We start from the raw sequence: 17,386 nt of genomic DNA, 5'->3' as shown, positions 1-17,386 counted from the left end.
GAAATCGTATATGATCTGAGCAGGCCAGGCAAGACATCATGGACGATGGATGCCGGGGACGAAGGAGTCGCGAGCATGCCGATGCAGTTCCATCACCACGGGTACGTCTCGGGTGATCCGCGCGTGCAGGACGCCGTGGGGACGGGCGTCGACCGGCCCGTCGAACTGCCCGACGAGATGGATGTGCTCATCGTCGGCTCGGGACCCGCCGGCATGCTGCTCTCGGCGCAGCTGTCCCAGTTCCCCGGGATCACGACGCGGATCATCGAGCGTCGCGACGGACGCCTCGTGCTCGGCCAGGCCGACGGCATCCAGCCGCGCAGCGTCGAGACCTTCCAGGCGTTCGGCTTCGCCGAGCGGATCGTCGCCGAGGCGTACAACATCGCCTACATGAACTTCTGGGGACCCGATCCCGAGAACCCCGGCAACATCATCCGCACCGCCCGCACCGAGGACTACGCCTTCAAGATCAGCGAGTTCCCGCACCTCATCGTCAACCAGGCCCGCGTGCTCGACTACTTCGCCGAAGCAGCCGCGCACGGCCCCGGGCGGATCGTGCCGGACTACGCGATCGAGTTCCTCGGCCTCACGGTGCACGAGCATGGCGACCATCCGGTCGAGGTGCGCGTGCGCCACACCGCCGGCCCCCGCGCGGGGGAGGAGCGCACGGTGCGCGCCACCTACGTCGTGGGCAGCGACGGCGCGCGCAGCGGCGTGCGCGAGGCGATCGGCCGCGCGCATGTCGGACGGTTCGCGGCGCACGCGTGGGGCGTCATGGACGTCCTGGTCAACACCGACTTCCCGGACTGGCGCACCAAGTGCGCCATCAACTCCGAAGCGGGCAACATCCTGCACATCCCGCGCGAGGGCGGCTACCTCTGCCGCATGTACATCGACCTCGGAGAAGTCGCCGAGGACGACCACCACAAGGTGCGCCAGACGCCGATCGAAGAGGTCATCCGCCGCGCGAACGCGATCCTGCATCCGTACACGCTCGACGTGAAGCAGGTCGCGTGGCACAGCGTCTACGAGGTCGGGCACCGCGTGACCGACCGCTTCGACGACGCCGGCGACGGCCGCTCGCCGCACGTCTTCCTGACGGGCGACGCGTGCCACACGCACAGCGCGAAGGCCGGCCAGGGCATGAACGTCTCGATGCAGGACGGCTTCAACCTCGGGTGGAAGCTCGGGCACGTCCTGACGGGGCTCGCCCCGGCATCCCTCCTCGACACCTACTCGGCCGAGCGGCAGCCCGTCGCCCAGCAGCTCATCGACTTCGACCGGGAGTGGTCGTCGCTCATGGCGCGCAAGCCCGAAGAGATCAGCGACCCGCAGGAGCTCGCGACGTTCTACCTCGGCACGGCCGAGTTCCCGTCCGGGTTCATGACGCAGTACGGGCCATCTGAGATCGTGACGGATGCCGCGCACCAGGCGCTCGCCGCGGGCTTCCCGCTCGGCAAGCGGTTCAAGAGCGTCGAAGTGACGCGCGTGTGCGACGGCAATGTCATACACCTCGGCCACCACGCCAAGGCGGATGGGCGCTGGCGACTCTACGCCTTCGCCGACGCGCCGGCCGCCGGCGAGTCCTCGGCGCTCGCCGACTGGGCGGAGTGGCTCGCCTCGCCCGGCTCGCCGCTCGCGCGCTTCACGCGCGATGGCGCCGACGTGGATGCCGTCTTCGACGTCAAGGCGATCTACCAGCAGTCGTTCGAGGGCGTCGACATCTCGCGCGTGCCCGCGGCCTTCCTGCCGAAGTCGGGGCCGCTCGGCCTGACGGACTGGGAGAAGGTGTACGCGGCCGGCCCCGACGGGTGGAGGAGCGTCGACATCTTCACCGAGCGCGAGGTGTCTCGCGACGGCGTGGTCGTCGTGGTCCGCCCCGATCAGTACGTCTCGGCCGTCGTCCCGCTCACCGCGACGGGCGAGCTCGCCGCGTTCTTCGAGGGGTGCATGCTTGCGCAGCAGGCCGCCGCCCGGACGGGCTGAGCGAGCGGCGTGACCACCGGCCGCGATCGCTCGGCCGGTCCGCCCGACGGGCATCTGGTTTCCGCACACGACCTGGACTAACGTGTCCCGCGAGTGCAGGCCCCCCGTCGACCCGACCTCGGGGACCAGCTGAGCCGTTCGGCGCGACGTTCGATGTTGCCGACGAGGTCCATCTCGTCGACCCTGGGGGAGCACCGCCCGTTCGGAGAACAGGTGGTGCGGTATGTCCAGATCCCGAACTCTGCGCGGACTCGTCGCGGTGTCGGTCGCAGCGCTGATCGTGACCCTGCTGGGCCCGGCGCAGATGGCCCAGGCTGCGCCTGCGCCCATCCAGCCGCGCCCGGTCGCGGCGGTCACCGCCGACCGGCTGCCGACGGTGCAGATCAACGGCGTCGTCTGGTCGCAGGCCGTCGTCGGCAACACCGTGTACGCGGGCGGCTCGTTCAGCCAGGCCAGGCCCGCCGGCGCGGCGCCCGGCACGAATCAGACCCCGCGGGCCAACCTGCTGTCATACGACATCACGACCGGCAACCTGAACACGAGCTTCACCCCCACCCTCAACGGCCAGGTGCGCGGAGTCGCCGCTTCGCCGGACGGCTCGCGCATCTACGTCGTGGGCGACTTCAGCGTCGCGAACGGCCAGTCCCGTCAGCGGATCGCGGCCTACAGCACCGCGACGGGTGCGCTGATCACCAGCTTCGCTCCCGTCGGGGTGACGTCGTCCGCACGCGCCGTCGTGGCCACCGACACCGCCGTCTACGTCGGCGGCGGATTCCAGGGGGCGGGCGGCACGCCGCGCGGCAACCTCGCCGCGTTCCGCGCGAGCGACGGGGCGCTGCTGCCGTGGAACCCGGGCGCCGACTACACCGTCTGGGCGCTCGCCTACAGCGCCGACCAGGGCGCGGTGTTCGCGGCCGGCTCGTTCCAGAACGTCGGGGGCCAGTCCGCGTACGGTCTCGCGAAGATCGACGCTGCGACGGGTGCACTGGACACCGGCTGGCAGCTGGCCCGCGTGACGCAGCCGCCGTCGCCGCGCAACGCGGGGAACAACGCGGGGTGGACGAGCCTCAAGGTCGTGGGCGGCTCCGTCTACGGCACGGGCTGGGTCTTCGGCAACGGCGGCAACCTCGAGGGGATCTTCAAGGCGTCGACGGCGAATCCGGGCACGCTCGAGTGGGTCGTCGACTGCCACGGCGACACCTACTCGAGCTTCGTGAACGGCGGCATCGTCTACCTGGCGGGCCACCAGCACTACTGCGGCAACATGGGCGACGGAGCACCGCAATTCGAGCAGTGGCGGTTCCAGTACGCGACAGCCTGGAACGACACGCAGACCGGCGACATCCTCAACGATCCGCTCAACTACACGAACTGGCGCGGCCGGCAGGGTCCCGCGCTCATCGACTGGAACCCGGACATGACGCTCGGCACGTACACGGGCCAGTACCAGGCCGCGTGGAGCGTCGAGGGCAACGCCGACTACACGGTCTATGCAGGCGAGTTCCCGACCGTCAACGGTGTCGGTCAGCAGGGTCTCGTGCGCTTCGCACGCAAGCCGATCGCACCCGGCCGCGAGGGTCCGCGCTTCGTGGGCGGCACGCTCATCCCGACGCTCGTGCCCGTCTCCACGACGGCGCTGCGTGTCAGCTGGCCCGCGGGCTTCGACCGGGACGACTTCGCCCTCAGCTACCGGATCACCCGCAATGGGGCCACGGTCGCGACATCGACCGCCAACTCGAACTGGTGGACGCTGCCGGCGCAGGGCTTCATCGACACGGGGCTCGCGCCCGGACAGAGCTACAGCTATCAGGTCATCGTGAACGATGCCGACGGCAACATGGTCTGGGGCGCCCCGACGTCGGTGACGATGCCGACCTCGTTCCCGACCGCGACCGCCTACGCCGCGCTCGTGCGCAGTCTCGGCGCGCGGATCTACTGGCCGCTCAACGAGACCTCGGGTCTCGTCGCGACCGACCGCGCGGCGACCGCGACGAGCCCGCCGAACCTCGGCGTGACCGACGGACGCGCCGACAACGGCGTGACGTGGAACCAGCCCGGCGCGATCACGGGAGACTCCGCGGCATCCCTCGGCGACAACGACTTCAGCAGGATCTTCACCGGCAACTGCCCCTCGACGGCGTCGTGCAGTCTCAGCACCGAGACCGCACCCGACACGTTCACGGCACAGGTGTGGATCAGGACGAACACCACGAGGGGCGGCCGGATCCTCGGGTTCGGCGACCTCCAGAACGGCGTCTCGGACCACCACGACCGCCACCTCTACATGGACAACTCCGGACGCCTGATCTTCGGCGTCCGCAGCGAGACCGGGGCCGCGCGCACCGTCACCTCTCCCGGGACCTACCGCGACAACCAGTGGCACCTCGTCACCGCCACGCTGAGCGGACAGGGCATGATGCTCTACGTCGACGGCGCGCTCGTCGCGCAGCGCGCCGACACGACGCAGGGGGAGAGATACCTCGGCTACTGGCGGCTCGGCGGCGACGCACTGACGGGCAGCGTCCTCATCGGATGGCCGAGCGCGCCGAGCACGCAGAACTTCATCGGGAGCGTCGACGAGGTCGCGATCTACCCGACGGCGCTCTCTCTGGCCAACGTGCAGGCGCTCTACGCGGCCCGCAACGGCGGCGGGGGCCCGCCTCCGAACCAGCCGCCGCAGGCGAACTTCACCTCGACGACCGGGGGGCTCACGGCGTCCTTCAACGCCGCGACGTCGATCGACCCGGACGGCACGATCGCCTCCTACGCGTGGACCTTCGGCGACGGCACGACCGGCACGGGCCAGACGGCGAGTCGCACGTATGCCGCCGCGGGCACATACTCGGTGAGCCTCACGGTGACCGACAACGCCGGAGCCACCGACACCGAGACCCAGCCGGTCACGGTGGCCGCGGCATCCGTCATCGCGGCAGACGCCTTCGAGCGGACCGTCGCGGGCGGCTGGGGCTCGGCCGACACGGGCGGCGCCTGGGCGCTCAGCGGCGCCCCGAGCGACTTCGCCGTCACGGCAGGCGCGGGAACGCTCCGGATGGCGGCGGCCTCCGGGCCTTCGGCGTACCTCTCGGGGGTGAGTGCGCGCGACTCCGAGACGCTCGTCAGCTTCGCCTACGACAAGCCCGGCAGCGGCGGCGGGATCTACACGTCGTTCGTCGCCCGGCGGATCGGGACGTCCGACTATCGCGTCAAGCTCCAGATCACGGCGACGGGAACCTCGCTGACGCTCGCCCGCACCGTCAACGGGGCCGAGACCGGGCTCGTCGCAGAAGGACAGCCGGGGCTCGTGTTCGTCCCGGGCGATGTGTGGAACGTCCGCTTCCGGGTGACGGGAGCCGCACCCACGACGCTGCAGGCGCGGGTGTGGCGAGAGGGCACGGCAGAGCCCTCGACCTGGACGACCGCGACGGACTCGACCGCCGCACTGCAGTCGCCCGGGGCCGTCGGCGTCTACAGCTATCTGTCCGGGTCGGCGAACAACGCACCGATCACGCTCGGCGTCCGCGACTACCGGGTGGACGTGCCGTAGAGGAGTGGATGCCGGGGGCGTGTCATCGCCTGTCAGTCCCGCACCGGTATCGGGTAGACGAAGACGTCGACGGAGTCGGCGCGGAGGTGGAACCGGATGACGGTCCCGATCGGGAGGTCGTCGTCGAAGTGGACTTCGGATCCCCGCCACGCTCCGACGTCGACGAGGACGTCCGCCCCGGCCGGCGCGCACGCACCGCCCACGAGGTACTGCGACGACCGCTCGATGACGAGGAGGCACGGATTGCCGTAGTAGTCGACACCTGACCAGGGCTCGACGCCGCGGAAGGTCTCGTACGGCGTGAGGGTCGCCGGATCGACCTCCTGATTCAAGTAGCCGGCTAGGGCGACGAGCCCGGGGTCGGACTCTCCTGCCGTCGCCTGCAGCGAGGCATCCGGATGCGGCCCCCACAGCGAGGCGACTCCGTACGCCGCCACGAGACCGACCCCCGCCGCGACCCAGAGGACGGGGGACCGCGTCCAGGCCCAGCGCCGCCGCGGCGGCGTGCTCTCGGTCTCATCCGACGCCGGTGGCGTCGCGGGCTGAGCGGAAGCGGAATCGGGAGCAGAATTCCGCTCGAGTTCCCGTGCGGGCACGGCGTCCATCAGGCGGCCTCCTTCGGCATCAGCAGGTAGGCATCGACCGCGTCCTCCCGCAGGACGAGCCGCAGAACTGCACCGGGGGTGGACAGATGGCGTACCGAGCCGGAGCCGTGGCGCACCCGCCAGGGAACGTCCACGAAGAGGTCGACCCCGGCAGGCACGCATTTGCGTGCCACGACGTCGTCCGACTGTCGGTGGACGACGGTCATGCACTGGGACCCGACGGAGTTGTCGGCGGACCAGACGTCGAATTCCAGGTATGTTCCGAACCCGCGCAGCGTGGAGAGATCGATCTCCATCTCGGACGAGTATCGGGGCGTGGTGGAGCCGCCCTCCGAACGGAGCAGGGCGAGCAGCGCATCGTCGGGAACGGCTCCCGTCGGGTTCAGCCGGGCGTCGGGCGTCGCGTAGGACGGCATGGCCGAGGCGGCCACCCCGGCGACGCCGACGACCGCGCCGGCCGCCAGAGCGATGAGAGCCCACCACCACTTCACGGCCGGTCTCGGGTCGCCTGTCGGGGATTCCGGCGTCTCACGCGACGATGCCTCCGGGCCGGCGTCGGTCATCCGGGCGTCGGCCGCAGAGGCGACGACGGAAGCGACGACGGTAGTCGGCTCGCGCGCGGTGAGCGGCTCGGCACCAGCCCGCTCGACCGGGGCGATGGGCGGGGACGTGTATTCATCCAGCCCGTCCGTGCGCGCAGACTCGAGTTCGATGAGCCGTGCGAGCGCGATGGCGTCGTCCTCGATGTCGGGATGCGGTCCGTAGGCGCGTCGGCGCAGCTCGCGCAGCTCGCCCTCGACATCCTCAGCGCTCGCGCGTCCTCTCATCAGTGCACCTCCATCGGTGATCCCCTGACTCATCCCGCCCAGCTCTGGAAGTTGTTCATCGGTGACGCCGGATACGCGTCGATCGCATCGGTCGTCTCGTACAGGACCACGGTCTGGGTCGAATCGGCCACCGGCACCGCGATCAGGCCGTCCACATACGATTCGCAGTTCACGTCACACGACCACCCGAGGTAGAGGAGTGTCGAGCTGTCCGGAGACCAGGTAACGCTGTACGGGAACCAGGGCGCCGCTGCGCCGTCGTTCCTCGCCGTCGGGCGCTCGACCACAGCCTGCGTCGGGTCCGCGCCGGAGACGTCGGCGATGACGACGTCATGCTCCTCGCGGCAGGGCCTCGTCTCACCCGAGTCGTCTGTGATCGTCTCGCAACTGCGCTGGAAGACCACGTGCGCGCCGTCCGGCGACCAGACCGGCCCGAGCCCGTGCATCTGCGAATAGTCGGCGGCGATCACTCGCTGGTCGGATCCGTCGGAATCCATCAGGACCAGGTCGTAGCGTTCGGCGGCGTTGTACTTCCGGCGCTCCACCGCGAGGGTCTGGCCGTCCGGTGAGACGCTCAGCGCCTGTGCGACGGGGGTGTCGTCGATCGTCCGCGTCCCGCCATCGGCGAGCGAATAGGCGAGGACGCCGCGCTCATCCGCGATGTACAGCACGTCGCCGTCGGGCGCCCATTCGAAGTCGGTGGCCGTCGTCTCGGGCAGTCGGACGATATCTCCGGACTCGGGGTCGATGATCAGGATCTCGGTCATCACTCCACGCCGGGTCGGCCCGGCGGGCGCCGTGCCGACGGCGATCCAGCGGCCGTCCGCGGACCAGATCGGACACGCCCGCTCGGTGAACCCCTCGAGAGGGATCTCCTTCACGACGGCTGCCTCTCCCGCGGCGGTCACGACGGCGATCGAGAGCGCGACATCCGTCCAGCCGGTCTCCCAGCTCCCCGTCGCGGTGCCGAACGCGAGCCGCGCGCCCTGCGGCTCGAAGGCAGGACACGAGCGCGACATCCCGTCGTCGTCCGCCCCGACGGCACGGTGCGCCTCTTCGCCAGGCCGGACGAGCATGACGTCGTCTTCGTTCCAATCGGCGGAGAAGGCGATCCAGCCTCCCTGAGTCCCCGTCGGCGGGGGTGTTGCGGCGTCATCGCCCGACGGACTCGGGATGCTGTCGGTTCGCGCCGCGTCCGCAGCGCATCCCGTCGCGGTCGTCATCAGCAGCACGGCAGCCAGCGCGGCGAGCCGGGTGCGACGCCGTCCGGGGCGGAGAGTGGCCTCTGCAGGGGAACGACCGTTCATTTCCTGCTCCAACTCTGGAAGTCGTTCTGCGGGAAGAGCGACAGGTTGCCGATGCCTTCGGGGGTCTCCCACAGGATCGTCGGAGGCTCGCCGCCCACGACGGGAACGGTGAGCAGCCCCCAGCCGTCGCCCGGCTCACCGGAGGGCGACTGCTCCCACCCGAGGAAGAGCAGTGTCTCGCTGTCCGGTGCCCAGCTCACCGTGACGGGCAGCCAGAGTCGCGGCTCGAAGCTCTCGCCGGTCCGCGTCGGGGGCAGCGCTGTCACGGTCCCGACGGGCCCCAGCGGATCGTCGTCGCCGACCGAGACGATGACGACCTCTTCGTTCTCACCGAGCATGGGGATGCCGTCGGTCCTTTCTGAGGGGGTCCCGCGATCGCGCTGGAAGACGATGCGCGCGCCGTCTGGTGACCACAACGGGCCGATCCCGCGTGCGCGTGAGTAGCCTTCCGTCAGGAGTCGCCGCTCCGAGCCGTCGACGCTCATGAGCCACAGTTCGAGGGGACCGCGGTCCCCTCGCAGCTCGACGGCGAGCGTGCTGCCGTCGGGCGAGGCCGCGAGGGCGACCGCACCCGCGGTATCCGGGACCCTGCGAGTCTCGTCGTCGGACGTCGAGTAGACGAGAACCCCGTCATCCTCGGCGATGTAGAGCTCCGAGCCGGTGCGCGCCCACTCGATGTCGGTGGCTGCCACTCCGGTCAGTCGACGGATGTCGCCCGTCTCGGGTTCGACCAGCCAGACCTCCGCGGCGACGTTCGTCCCTTCCTGCGTCATCCCGCGGCCGCTGCCGAACGCGACCCACGTGCCGTCCGGCGACCAGATGGGGCACGGCGGCTGAGGCAAGCCGTCCAGCGGGATCACGACCGACGTCGACGCCTTCCCGTCCGCGGTGAGATCGGTGATCACGAGGCCGGCGTCCTGCCATCCCGCCTGGCTCTCGCCCCGGGCCTGGCCCGAGGCCAGGCGTGTCCCGTCCGGCGAGAATGCGGGGCATACCTGGTCGAGATCGTCGCTGGCTGCTCCGAGTACGCGCTGCGGGGGCAACCCGGGCCGCACGAAGTAGATGTCGCCCTCGAAGAATCCGGAGGAGTAGGCGATCCACTCGTCGCGCGGGATCGCCGGCTCTGTGGGGCTGGGGTCGGGGGTCGCCACGGGAAGCGGCGCGCTGTCGTCGCGGAGCGTCGCGGTGACGACGCCGGCGACGACTCCGCCCACGAGCGCGAGCGAGAGGCCGAGCGCCACGAACTGCATGCGGTGAGCACCGGCGGGGCGGATCCGCTGCGTGCCGGCGAGCACGAGGTCGCGCATCTCGTCGTGCTCGCGCGGGGACAGCCCCTCGTACGTGCTCACGATGCCTCCAGGACTGTCATCTCGTCGCGCAGCTTCGCCCGCGCTCGCGCGAGGCGGGACTTCACGGTGCCGACGGGGATCCCGAGCGTCTGCGCAGTCTCGCGCTCCGGATACCCCTCCAGCACGGTCAGGATGACGACGCTCTGCTCGCGGGCGGGCAGCCGCCGCAATGCCGCGAGCACTCCGCTCTCATCGCTCCCCGACAGGTCGGGCACGGGCTCCGGACGCGGTGCGCGGGCGATGAGCGCGCGGTAGCGGCGCCCCGAGCGCTCGAGGTTGCGGGCCGTGTTCGAGACGGTGTTCAGCAGCCACGGCAGCGGCGAACCGTCCACGAGTCGAACTGTCGCGCGCTTTCGCCACAGTTCGAAGAACGCGATCGTGACGGCATCCTTCGCGTCCTCCCGCATCGTGAGCAGACGGCACGCGTGCCGAAAGAGGCGTGCTTCGTGCCGGTCGAACAGCGCGGCCAATGCGGCCGCATCCCCAGCGCGAACACGCTCCCAATCGGAGGCGTCATCGCTCATACCTTGTAGTGTCCGCGCACCCCTGAAAGGTTCCAATACCCTCGTGCGACTCTCGAACGAGAGAACGGATGCGGCGCAGAACAGTCCGGACTAGCGTGAAAGCGTGTCCGCTCCGGCGATCGATGCACGGACCGCCCACGCCGACGGCGTCGAGCGTCTTCTTGCGAGCTATCGGGCCCTCCCCGCGGGGGCGCCGGTGCGGCTCGCCAAGCCGACCTCGAACCTCTTCCGCTCGCGTGCGAAGACGATCACGCCTGGCCTGGACACTTCGGGTCTGACCGACGTCATCGAGGTCGATCCCGTCGCCCGCACGGCGGATGTCGCCGGGATGTGCACCTACGAGGACATCGTCGCCGCGACCCTGCCCTTCGGCCTCGCGCCCCTCGTCGTGCCGCAGCTCAAGACGATCACCCTCGGGGGAGCCGTCACGGGCCTCGGAATCGAGTCGACGTCGTTCCGCAGCGGGATGCCGCACGAGTCCGTGCGCGAGCTCGACATCCTCACGGGCGGGGGAGAGCTCGTCACGGCGTCGGCGACGCGACATCCCGGCTTCTACCGGGGATTCCCCAACTCTTACGGGACGCTCGGCTACGCCGTCCGCCTGCGGATCGAGCTCGAGACGGCCCCGCCGTTCGTCGAGCTGAGGCATGTGCGCTTCCATGCGCTCGCGGACCTCGTCACGGCCATGGAGCGCATCGTCGAGACGGGCCGGTTCGACGGGGCTCGCGTCGACTACCTCGACGGCGTCGTGTTCAGCGCCGACGAGAGCTACCTGTGCCTCGGCGCGCAGACGGCCGAGCCCGGCCCCGTGAGCGACTACACGCGTCAGCGCATCTACTACCGCTCCATCCAGCATGACGATGGCGTGAAGACCGACCGGCTCACGATCCACGACTACCTGTGGAGGTGGGATGCCGACTGGTTCTGGTGCTCCGAGGCGTTCGGGGCGCAGCATCCGGTCGTCCGTCGTCTCTGGCCGCGCCGGCACCGGCGCAGCAGCTCGTACGCGGCGCTCATGCGCCTCGAGCGCCGGTTCGACATCGGCGACCGCCTCGAGAAGCTGCACGGCCGGCCGCCGCGCGAGCGCGTGATCCAGGACATCGAGGTGCCGATCGGCCGCAGCGCCGAGTTTCTCGAGTGGTTCCTCGCGACCGTCCCGATCGAGCCGATCTGGCTGTGCCCGCTGCGCCTGCGCGACGATGCGGGCTGGCCGCTGTACCCGATCCCGCCCCGCGAGACGTACGTCAACGTCGGCTTCTGGTCGACCGTGCCGGTCGGCGCGACCGACGGGGCGACGAACCGGCTCATCGAGCAGAGGGTGAGCGAACTCGACGGCCATAAGTCGCTGTACTCGGACGCCTTCTACCCGCGCGACGAGTTCGACAGGCTCTACGGCGGCGACGAGTACCGCGCACTCAAACAGCGCTACGACCCCGATTCCCGACTGCTCGACCTCTACGCGAAAGCGGTGCAACGCCGATGACGACCTTCGAAGAGCCCCGCACGGACGCCGACGCGCCGCCGCCCGACGACACCCGCGCGCCCGAGCCGAAGCTCACGCTGGCGCAGGTGCTCGAGATCTTCGCGGGCGGCCGGCTGCCACTGCGGTTCTCGGCGTACGACGGCAGCTCGGCGGGGCCGCCCGACGCGCCGTACGGGCTCGATCTCAAGACGCCGCGGGGCACGACGTACCTCGCGACGGGCTTCGGCGACCTGGGGCTCGCGCGCGCCTACATCGCGGGCGACCTCGACATCCAGGGTCTGCACCCCGGCGATCCGTACGAGCTGCTCAAGGCGCTCGCCGACTCCCTCGTCTTCACGCGGCCGTCGCCGCGGGTCATGGCGCAGGTCGTGCGCTCGATCGGGTTCGAGCGGCTCAAGCCCATCGCGCCGCCGCCGCAGGAGGTGCCCCCGCGGTGGCGGCGTGTCGCTGGGGGACTGCGGCACAGCAAGAACCGCGACGCCGAGGCCATCCACCACCACTACGACGTCTCGAACACCTTCTACGAGTGGGTGCTCGGCCCCTCCATGACCTACACGTGCGCGTGCTACCCGCGGCCCGATGCGTCGCTCGAGGAGGCGCAGGAGAACAAGTACCGCCTCGTCTTCGACAAGCTGCGACTGAAGCCGGGCGACCGGCTGCTCGACGTCGGGTGCGGCTGGGGAGGCATGGTGCGCTACGCCGCCCGCCGCGGAGTGAAGGCGACGGGCGTGACGCTCTCGCGCGAGCAGACCGCCTGGGCGCAGCAGGCGATCGCCGACGAGGGGCTCGGCGACCTCGCCGAAGTGCGCTTCGGCGACTACCGCGACATCGCCGAGAGCGGCTACGACGCGGTGTCGTCGATCGGGCTGCTCGAGCACATCGGCGTGCACAACTACGCGTCGTACTTCCGCTTCCTGCGATCCCGGCTGCGCCCCGGCGGGATGCTCCTCAACCACTGCATCACGCGGCCCGACAACCGCAGCAAGGCGTCGGCGACGGGCTTCATCGATCGCTACGTCTTCCCCGACGGAGAGCTCACGGGTGCTGGCCGCATCATCACGGAAGCCCAGGACGCCGGCCTCGAGGTGCTGCACGAAGAGAATCTGCGCCGCCACTACGCGCTGACGCTGCGCGACTGGTGCGCCAATCTCGTGGAGCACTGGGACGAGGCGGTCGCCGAGATCGGGCTGCCCGCCGCGAAGGTGTGGGGCCTCTACATGGCCGGATCCCGCCTCGCGTTCGAGAGCGGCGGGATCGAGCTGCACCACGTGCTCGCCGTCAAGCCCGACGAGCGCGGCGACATCGGCGACGTGCCGATGCGCCCGTGGTGGACGCCCTAGCGTCGGCCGCTACGCGAGCGCGGGGATGACCTCCCGCTCGAACAGCTCGACGCCCGAGACGTCGTAGGCGGCCTCCGGGAAGTAGTGGATCGCGTAGGTGATGCCGTGGCGCTCGCGCTCCGCGAGCCGCTCGGCGACCTGCTCGACCGATCCGAAGGCGGGCGAGGTCAGGTAGTCGTGCTCGATGTGGTCGGCGCGCTCCTGCCCCACGTGCGGCAGCAGGCGCGCCTTGACGGCGGCCAGCCGCTCCTTCGCCTCGGCCTCGGTCGCGCCCACGATCGTGTTGAAGTTCGACGAGCGCGTGATCTCGGCGAAGTCGCGGCCGATCGCGTCGCAGTGCCCGCGAAGCACGGCGCTCTTGTGGTCGATCTCCTCGAGCGACCCCGCGAAGTTCGTGTACGACGCATAGGTCGCCGCGATCTTGAGCGTCACCTTCTCGCCGCCGCCGGCGATCCAGAACGGGATGCCGCCCTCCTGCAGCGGCAGCGGCCGGACGATCGCGCCGTCGACCTGATAGTGCTTGCCGTCGAGGGTCGCACGCCCGGTCGTCCAGGCCTGCCGCATGATGTCGACGCCCTCGCGCAGCATCCGGAGGCGCTCGGGAACCGGCGGGAACCCGTAGCCGTACGCCTTCCACTCGTGCTCGTACCAGCCCCCGCCGATGCCCATCTCGATGCGTCCGCCCGAGACGATGTCGACAGTCGCGGCGACCTTCGCGAGATAGGCGGGGTTGCGGTACCCCATGCACGTGCACATCTGCCCGAGCCGGATCCGGCTCGTCGAGGCGGCGAAGGCGGCCATGAGCGTCCACGCCTCGTGCGTCGCCTCGTCGCTGTGCACAGGCGTCGTGTGGAAGTGGTCGTACACCCACAGCGACTCCCACGCGCCCTCGTCGGCGCGCTGCGCGAGGCCGTTCATCACCGCCCAGTGCTCTGCGGGGTCGATGCCCACGAGATCGAATCGCCAGCCCTGGGGAATGAAGGTTCCGAATCGCATCCGCTCAGGCTACAGAGTGCGGCGCAGGCGACGCGCCGTGCGGCATCCGCGATTTCGACGCCCGCGCGCCGGGATAATACGCCCCCGTTCGCCTTCTGTCCAGCCCTCCGATCGCCACGAGGACCCCCCTGCTAGCGTGCATGCACTCCACGTCCCCGAGCGTGGGCACAGCACCCCCCTGGTGCCATCAGGAAGGAAATTCATCATGCTCTGGACCATCCTCGGACTCATCGTCATCGGCCTGATCGCCGGTCTCCTCGCGCGCCTGATCATCCCCGGCAAGCAGAACATCGGAATCCTGATGACGATCGTCCTCGGCATCGTCGGCTCGTTCGTCGGAGGCTTCCTCGGCTTCCTGATCTTCGGCGCCGACCCCGCGGGCGGATTCCTCCAGCCGTCGGGCATCATCGGGTCGATCATCGGCGCGATCATCGTCCTGGGCATCTACGTCGCCGTCACGCGTCGTCGCGTCACGCGGTAATCCGACAACGATCCGCCGGCCGCCGGTCGCACACCCGGCGCGCCCCGCGGGCGCACACGAGAAGACCCTGCGCTGCGGCGCGGGGTCTTCTCGCATGCGCGGGCAGTCCCGGCCGCGCGCGTGCGGCCGCGCGGCATCGGTCTCGGCCCGCCTCCTGCCTCCGCGACGGCCGTTCGTCAAGCCGCCTCCCCGCGCGGTGCCGGGTGGGTAATCTGCGCATATGACAACACCCAAGGCCGCCGCCCGAGCGGCCGAGGATTCGACCGGTTTCCGCATCGCTGCGAGGATCGGCTACATCGTCCTCGGCATCATCCACCTCGTCATCGGGGGCATCGCGATCTCCATCGCGACGGGAGGTGTGGGAGTGGCCGATCAGAGCGGTGCGATGGAGCAGATCCGCGCCGTGCCCGCTGGCGTCGTCCTGCTCTGGGTCACGGCGCTCGGCCTCGTCGCTCTCGCCGCGTGGCAGATCATCGAGGCGATCCTGGAGCGCGATCCCGAGACCGCGAAGAAGTGGGGCAAGCGCGCCAAGCTCGTCGGCACGGCGATCGTCTACCTCGCGATCGCCGGGACGGCGATCGTCTATGCGCTCGGCGGGCGCTCCGATTCGTCGGAGACCGCTCAGACCTTCAGCGCCCAGCTGATGGCGGCCCCCGCGGGCGTCTTCGTCATCGGCCTCGTCGGAGTCGGGATCGCGGCGATCGGCGTCGCGTTCGTCGTGCGCGGCGTCACGCGCAGGTTCGAGAAGAACCTGCGGCGCCCGAACGAGGTGGCGCGCAAGGGGATCGTGACCTTCGGAGTCGTCGGCTACATCGCGAAGGGCATCGCCGTCGCGATCGTCGGGATCCTCTTCGTCGTCGCGGCGGTCGCGCACGACCCCGAGAACGCCGGAGGACTCGACACGGCTCTGCACTCGCTCGCTCAGCTGCCGTTCGGCACCGTCATCCTGTGGGTCGTCGGCGCGGGGCTCGGGATCTACGGTCTCTTCTGCATCGCCCGCGCCCGCTACGCGCGGATGTGATCGCGCCCGTCCCGTGTTCCGAGCGGGTCGGAGCCGGGCTGGGCGGTCCTCCCCGGGAGAAGCGTTCCGGCGTCAGCTCCCGAGGAGGACCTCGACCCGCTGCCGCACTCGACGATCGGACCCGGCCGGATCGACGGACATCGGACGAGGTCCGAGGTGACACGACGACGGGTCTGATCGCAACGATAGGCGCGCCCGCGGGCTTCGGGCCGCCGATGCGAAAGGACTTCGCAGACCTGTAACATCCCCGTTCCGCCGCGGCGCGCGGCCCGGCGTCGGGAGACTCGGATACCGTGGCCCGCGTGAGCGCAGCGACGCGGGCGACGGCGATCGTCGCGGACGAGACATCCCTCCTCCGCACATACCGGTACGTGCGCCTCGGCATCGCGGGAACCGTCGTCGTGATCGCCGCCGCCGTCGGCTTCGCGTTCGCCGAGGTGGGGCTGCTCGACTCGATCAGCGCCTACTACTACTCGCCCGCGCGCAACGCCTTCGTGGGCGCTCTGATCGCGGCCTCGTTCGGCCTGTTCGCGCTCTCGGGGCGCGGCGTCGAGCGCAACCTCCTCGATGCCGCGGCCCTCATCGGGCCGCTCATCGCCCTCGTGCCGACGCCGATCTTCCCCGGTGGCATCCCCGGCGTCGTCGCGACGTGCGCCGGCGGCGTGCCGTGCGTACCCGTCGAGTACCGCGCGGGCGTCGACAACGACATCGCGACGTATCTCGTCGTGGGGCTCGTCGCGGTCGTCGTCGCACTCGTCATCCGGCGCCGACAGTCGCTCGAGTGGCGCCAGATCGCGGCATCCGTCGTCCTCGCCGTCGTCGTGCTCGCTGTCGTGTGGTCGACGTGGACGTTCGCGCGCGCTGCGTTCCTCGACACCGCGCACTACGTCGCGACGAGCGCGTTCTTCCTCGTGATCGCGGCCGTCGCGGTGTGGAACGCCTTCCCGCACTCGGGCGATCCGTCGTGGGCGCAGCCCTCGCGGGCGATGGCGATCGCCAACATCGCCATCGCGGTGGGGCTCGTCCTCGACATCATCGTGCTGACCGCGATCGTGGTCGGGGGAGGGATTCCGGATGCCGCCGTCCCGCCCATCTTCGTGTGCGAGTTCATCGCGCTCGGCCTGTTCCTCGCGTTCTGGCTGCTGCAGTCGATGCAGAAGTGGCACGACCCGAATCCGAGCCTCCTCGGCGGCCTGCGCAGAGGGTGACGGGCGGCGCGGGAGGCGGCTGGCCCGCCGGTAGGGTTGCCGCATGAGTTCGACCCCTCCCGGCTGGTACGACGACGGTCACGGCGCCCGGCGCTGGTGGAACGGCGTCGGGTGGACCGAGCACGTCGAGTCCGCCGCGCCGGCCTCCCTCGCGACCCCCGGACCGCCGGCCGGCCCCGGCTACCCGCCCGTGACGCCCGCGAAGAAGTCGCGGCTGTGGATCGTGTGGACCGTGCTCGGTGTCGTCGCCCTCGGCGCCGTCATCGCCGCGATCGTGCTCATCCCCATGGCGCTCGCAGGGCTCATGGGCGCGAGCGGCGGCGACGGCGGGGGAGTCGAACCGAGCACGCCCGACGAGGCCGCCGCGGTCGAGACGGTGCGGCAATACGACCAGGCCTGGCAGCAGGTCGACTGCGACCTCTTCCTGGCCGTCACGACCGAGGAGTTCCGCGACGAGCTGGAGCTGCCCGACTGCGCGGCCTTCGTCGATTCCGCCCAGTACTTCGTGGATTCGACGTCCGACTACGTCGTCGAGGTCACCGGAACCTCGACCGACGGCGATGTCATCACCGTCTTCACGACCGAGACGTTCATGAGCAGCGTCGACGACGACGGCGAGCCGCTCGACGAGCCCGCACCGGGCGAGGACCGCTGGGAGTACTACCTCATCTCCTCCGGCGATGCGTGGGTCATCGACGACGTGGGTGGTGAGTGA

14 protein-coding genes are annotated in these 17,386 nt (G+C 70.3%); 8 read left to right on the top strand and 6 right to left on the bottom strand.

The annotated features are described in order from the left end of the window. Positions 1-81: 81 nt before the first annotated feature. On the top strand, positions 82-1,986 hold the full coding sequence (locus tag MJ607_RS03500; protein ID WP_243074518.1) for an FAD-dependent monooxygenase: 1,905 nt from the start codon (positions 82-84) through the stop codon (positions 1,984-1,986). 223 nt (positions 1,987-2,209) lie between these two features. Then, the gene (locus MJ607_RS03495) at positions 2,210-5,530 is read left to right on the top strand and encodes a PKD domain-containing protein (RefSeq protein WP_243074145.1); all 3,321 of its coding nucleotides are present in this window, start codon (positions 2,210-2,212) and stop codon (positions 5,528-5,530) included. Between the two features lie 32 nt (positions 5,531-5,562). Here the strand turns inward: MJ607_RS03495 and MJ607_RS03490 are convergent, their stop codons facing one another. The 5 genes from MJ607_RS03490 to MJ607_RS03470 are packed head-to-tail and all read right to left on the bottom strand — an operon-like array spanning position 5,563 to position 10,142. Then, complete coding sequence (locus MJ607_RS03490; protein ID WP_243074144.1) at positions 5,563-6,135, bottom strand: hypothetical protein; 573 nt, start codon at positions 6,133-6,135, stop codon at positions 5,563-5,565. After that, the gene (locus tag MJ607_RS03485) at positions 6,135-6,962 is read right to left on the bottom strand and encodes a hypothetical protein (RefSeq protein WP_243074143.1); all 828 of its coding nucleotides are present in this window, start codon (positions 6,960-6,962) and stop codon (positions 6,135-6,137) included. Before MJ607_RS03485 ends, MJ607_RS03490 begins: the two co-directional genes overlap by 1 nt. A gap of 29 nt (positions 6,963-6,991) precedes the next feature. Then, complete coding sequence (locus MJ607_RS03480; protein WP_243074142.1) at positions 6,992-8,269, bottom strand: hypothetical protein; 1,278 nt, start codon at positions 8,267-8,269, stop codon at positions 6,992-6,994. After that, positions 8,266-9,618: a hypothetical protein gene (locus MJ607_RS03475; RefSeq protein ID WP_243074141.1), complete on the bottom strand. Its 1,353-nt coding sequence runs from the start codon at positions 9,616-9,618 to the stop codon at positions 8,266-8,268. Before MJ607_RS03475 ends, MJ607_RS03480 begins: the two co-directional genes overlap by 4 nt. Then, on the bottom strand, positions 9,615-10,142 hold the full coding sequence (locus MJ607_RS03470; RefSeq protein WP_243074140.1) for an RNA polymerase sigma factor: 528 nt from the start codon (positions 10,140-10,142) through the stop codon (positions 9,615-9,617). Before MJ607_RS03470 ends, MJ607_RS03475 begins: the two co-directional genes overlap by 4 nt. Positions 10,143-10,245: 103 nt before the next feature. Here MJ607_RS03470 and MJ607_RS03465 point away from each other — a divergent pair, with 103 nt between their 5' ends. After that, positions 10,246-11,625 (top strand): FAD-binding oxidoreductase, encoded by a 1,380-nt coding sequence (locus MJ607_RS03465; protein WP_243074139.1) that lies wholly within the window; start codon positions 10,246-10,248, stop codon positions 11,623-11,625. Further along, the gene (locus MJ607_RS03460; protein ID WP_243074138.1) at positions 11,622-12,965 is read left to right on the top strand and encodes a class I SAM-dependent methyltransferase; all 1,344 of its coding nucleotides are present in this window, start codon (positions 11,622-11,624) and stop codon (positions 12,963-12,965) included. The genes MJ607_RS03465 and MJ607_RS03460 overlap by 4 nt, the downstream gene beginning before the upstream one ends. A gap of 9 nt (positions 12,966-12,974) precedes the next feature. Here MJ607_RS03460 and MJ607_RS03455 read toward each other — a convergent pair whose 3' ends face one another. Beyond that, positions 12,975-13,961 carry an LLM class F420-dependent oxidoreductase gene (locus MJ607_RS03455; RefSeq protein WP_243074137.1) on the bottom strand — a complete coding sequence of 329 codons (987 nt, stop codon included), beginning with the start codon at positions 13,959-13,961 and terminating at the stop codon, positions 12,975-12,977. A gap of 205 nt (positions 13,962-14,166) precedes the next feature. Here MJ607_RS03455 and MJ607_RS03450 point away from each other — a divergent pair, with 205 nt between their 5' ends. From MJ607_RS03450 to MJ607_RS03435, 4 genes are all read left to right on the top strand, one after another. After that, positions 14,167-14,442 (top strand): GlsB/YeaQ/YmgE family stress response membrane protein, encoded by a 276-nt coding sequence (locus MJ607_RS03450; protein ID WP_243074136.1) that lies wholly within the window; start codon positions 14,167-14,169, stop codon positions 14,440-14,442. 220 nt (positions 14,443-14,662) lie between these two features. After that, positions 14,663-15,463, top strand: a complete 801-nt coding sequence (locus MJ607_RS03445; RefSeq protein ID WP_243074135.1) for a DUF1206 domain-containing protein — start codon at positions 14,663-14,665, stop codon at positions 15,461-15,463. A gap of 302 nt (positions 15,464-15,765) precedes the next feature. Beyond that, a complete protein-coding gene (locus MJ607_RS03440) occupies positions 15,766-16,671 on the top strand; it encodes a hypothetical protein (RefSeq protein ID WP_243074134.1) in 906 nt (301 codons plus the stop codon). A 43-nt stretch (positions 16,672-16,714) separates the two neighbouring features. Next, positions 16,715-17,386 carry a DUF2510 domain-containing protein gene (locus tag MJ607_RS03435; protein ID WP_243074133.1) on the top strand — a complete coding sequence of 224 codons (672 nt, stop codon included), beginning with the start codon at positions 16,715-16,717 and terminating at the stop codon, positions 17,384-17,386.

It is taken from the genome of Microbacterium sp. SS28, assembly GCF_022761035.1.
In the GTDB taxonomy this organism is placed as follows: Bacteria; Actinomycetota; Actinomycetes; order Actinomycetales; family Microbacteriaceae; genus Microbacterium.
This window is presented reverse-complemented; position numbering and strand designations above follow the sequence as displayed.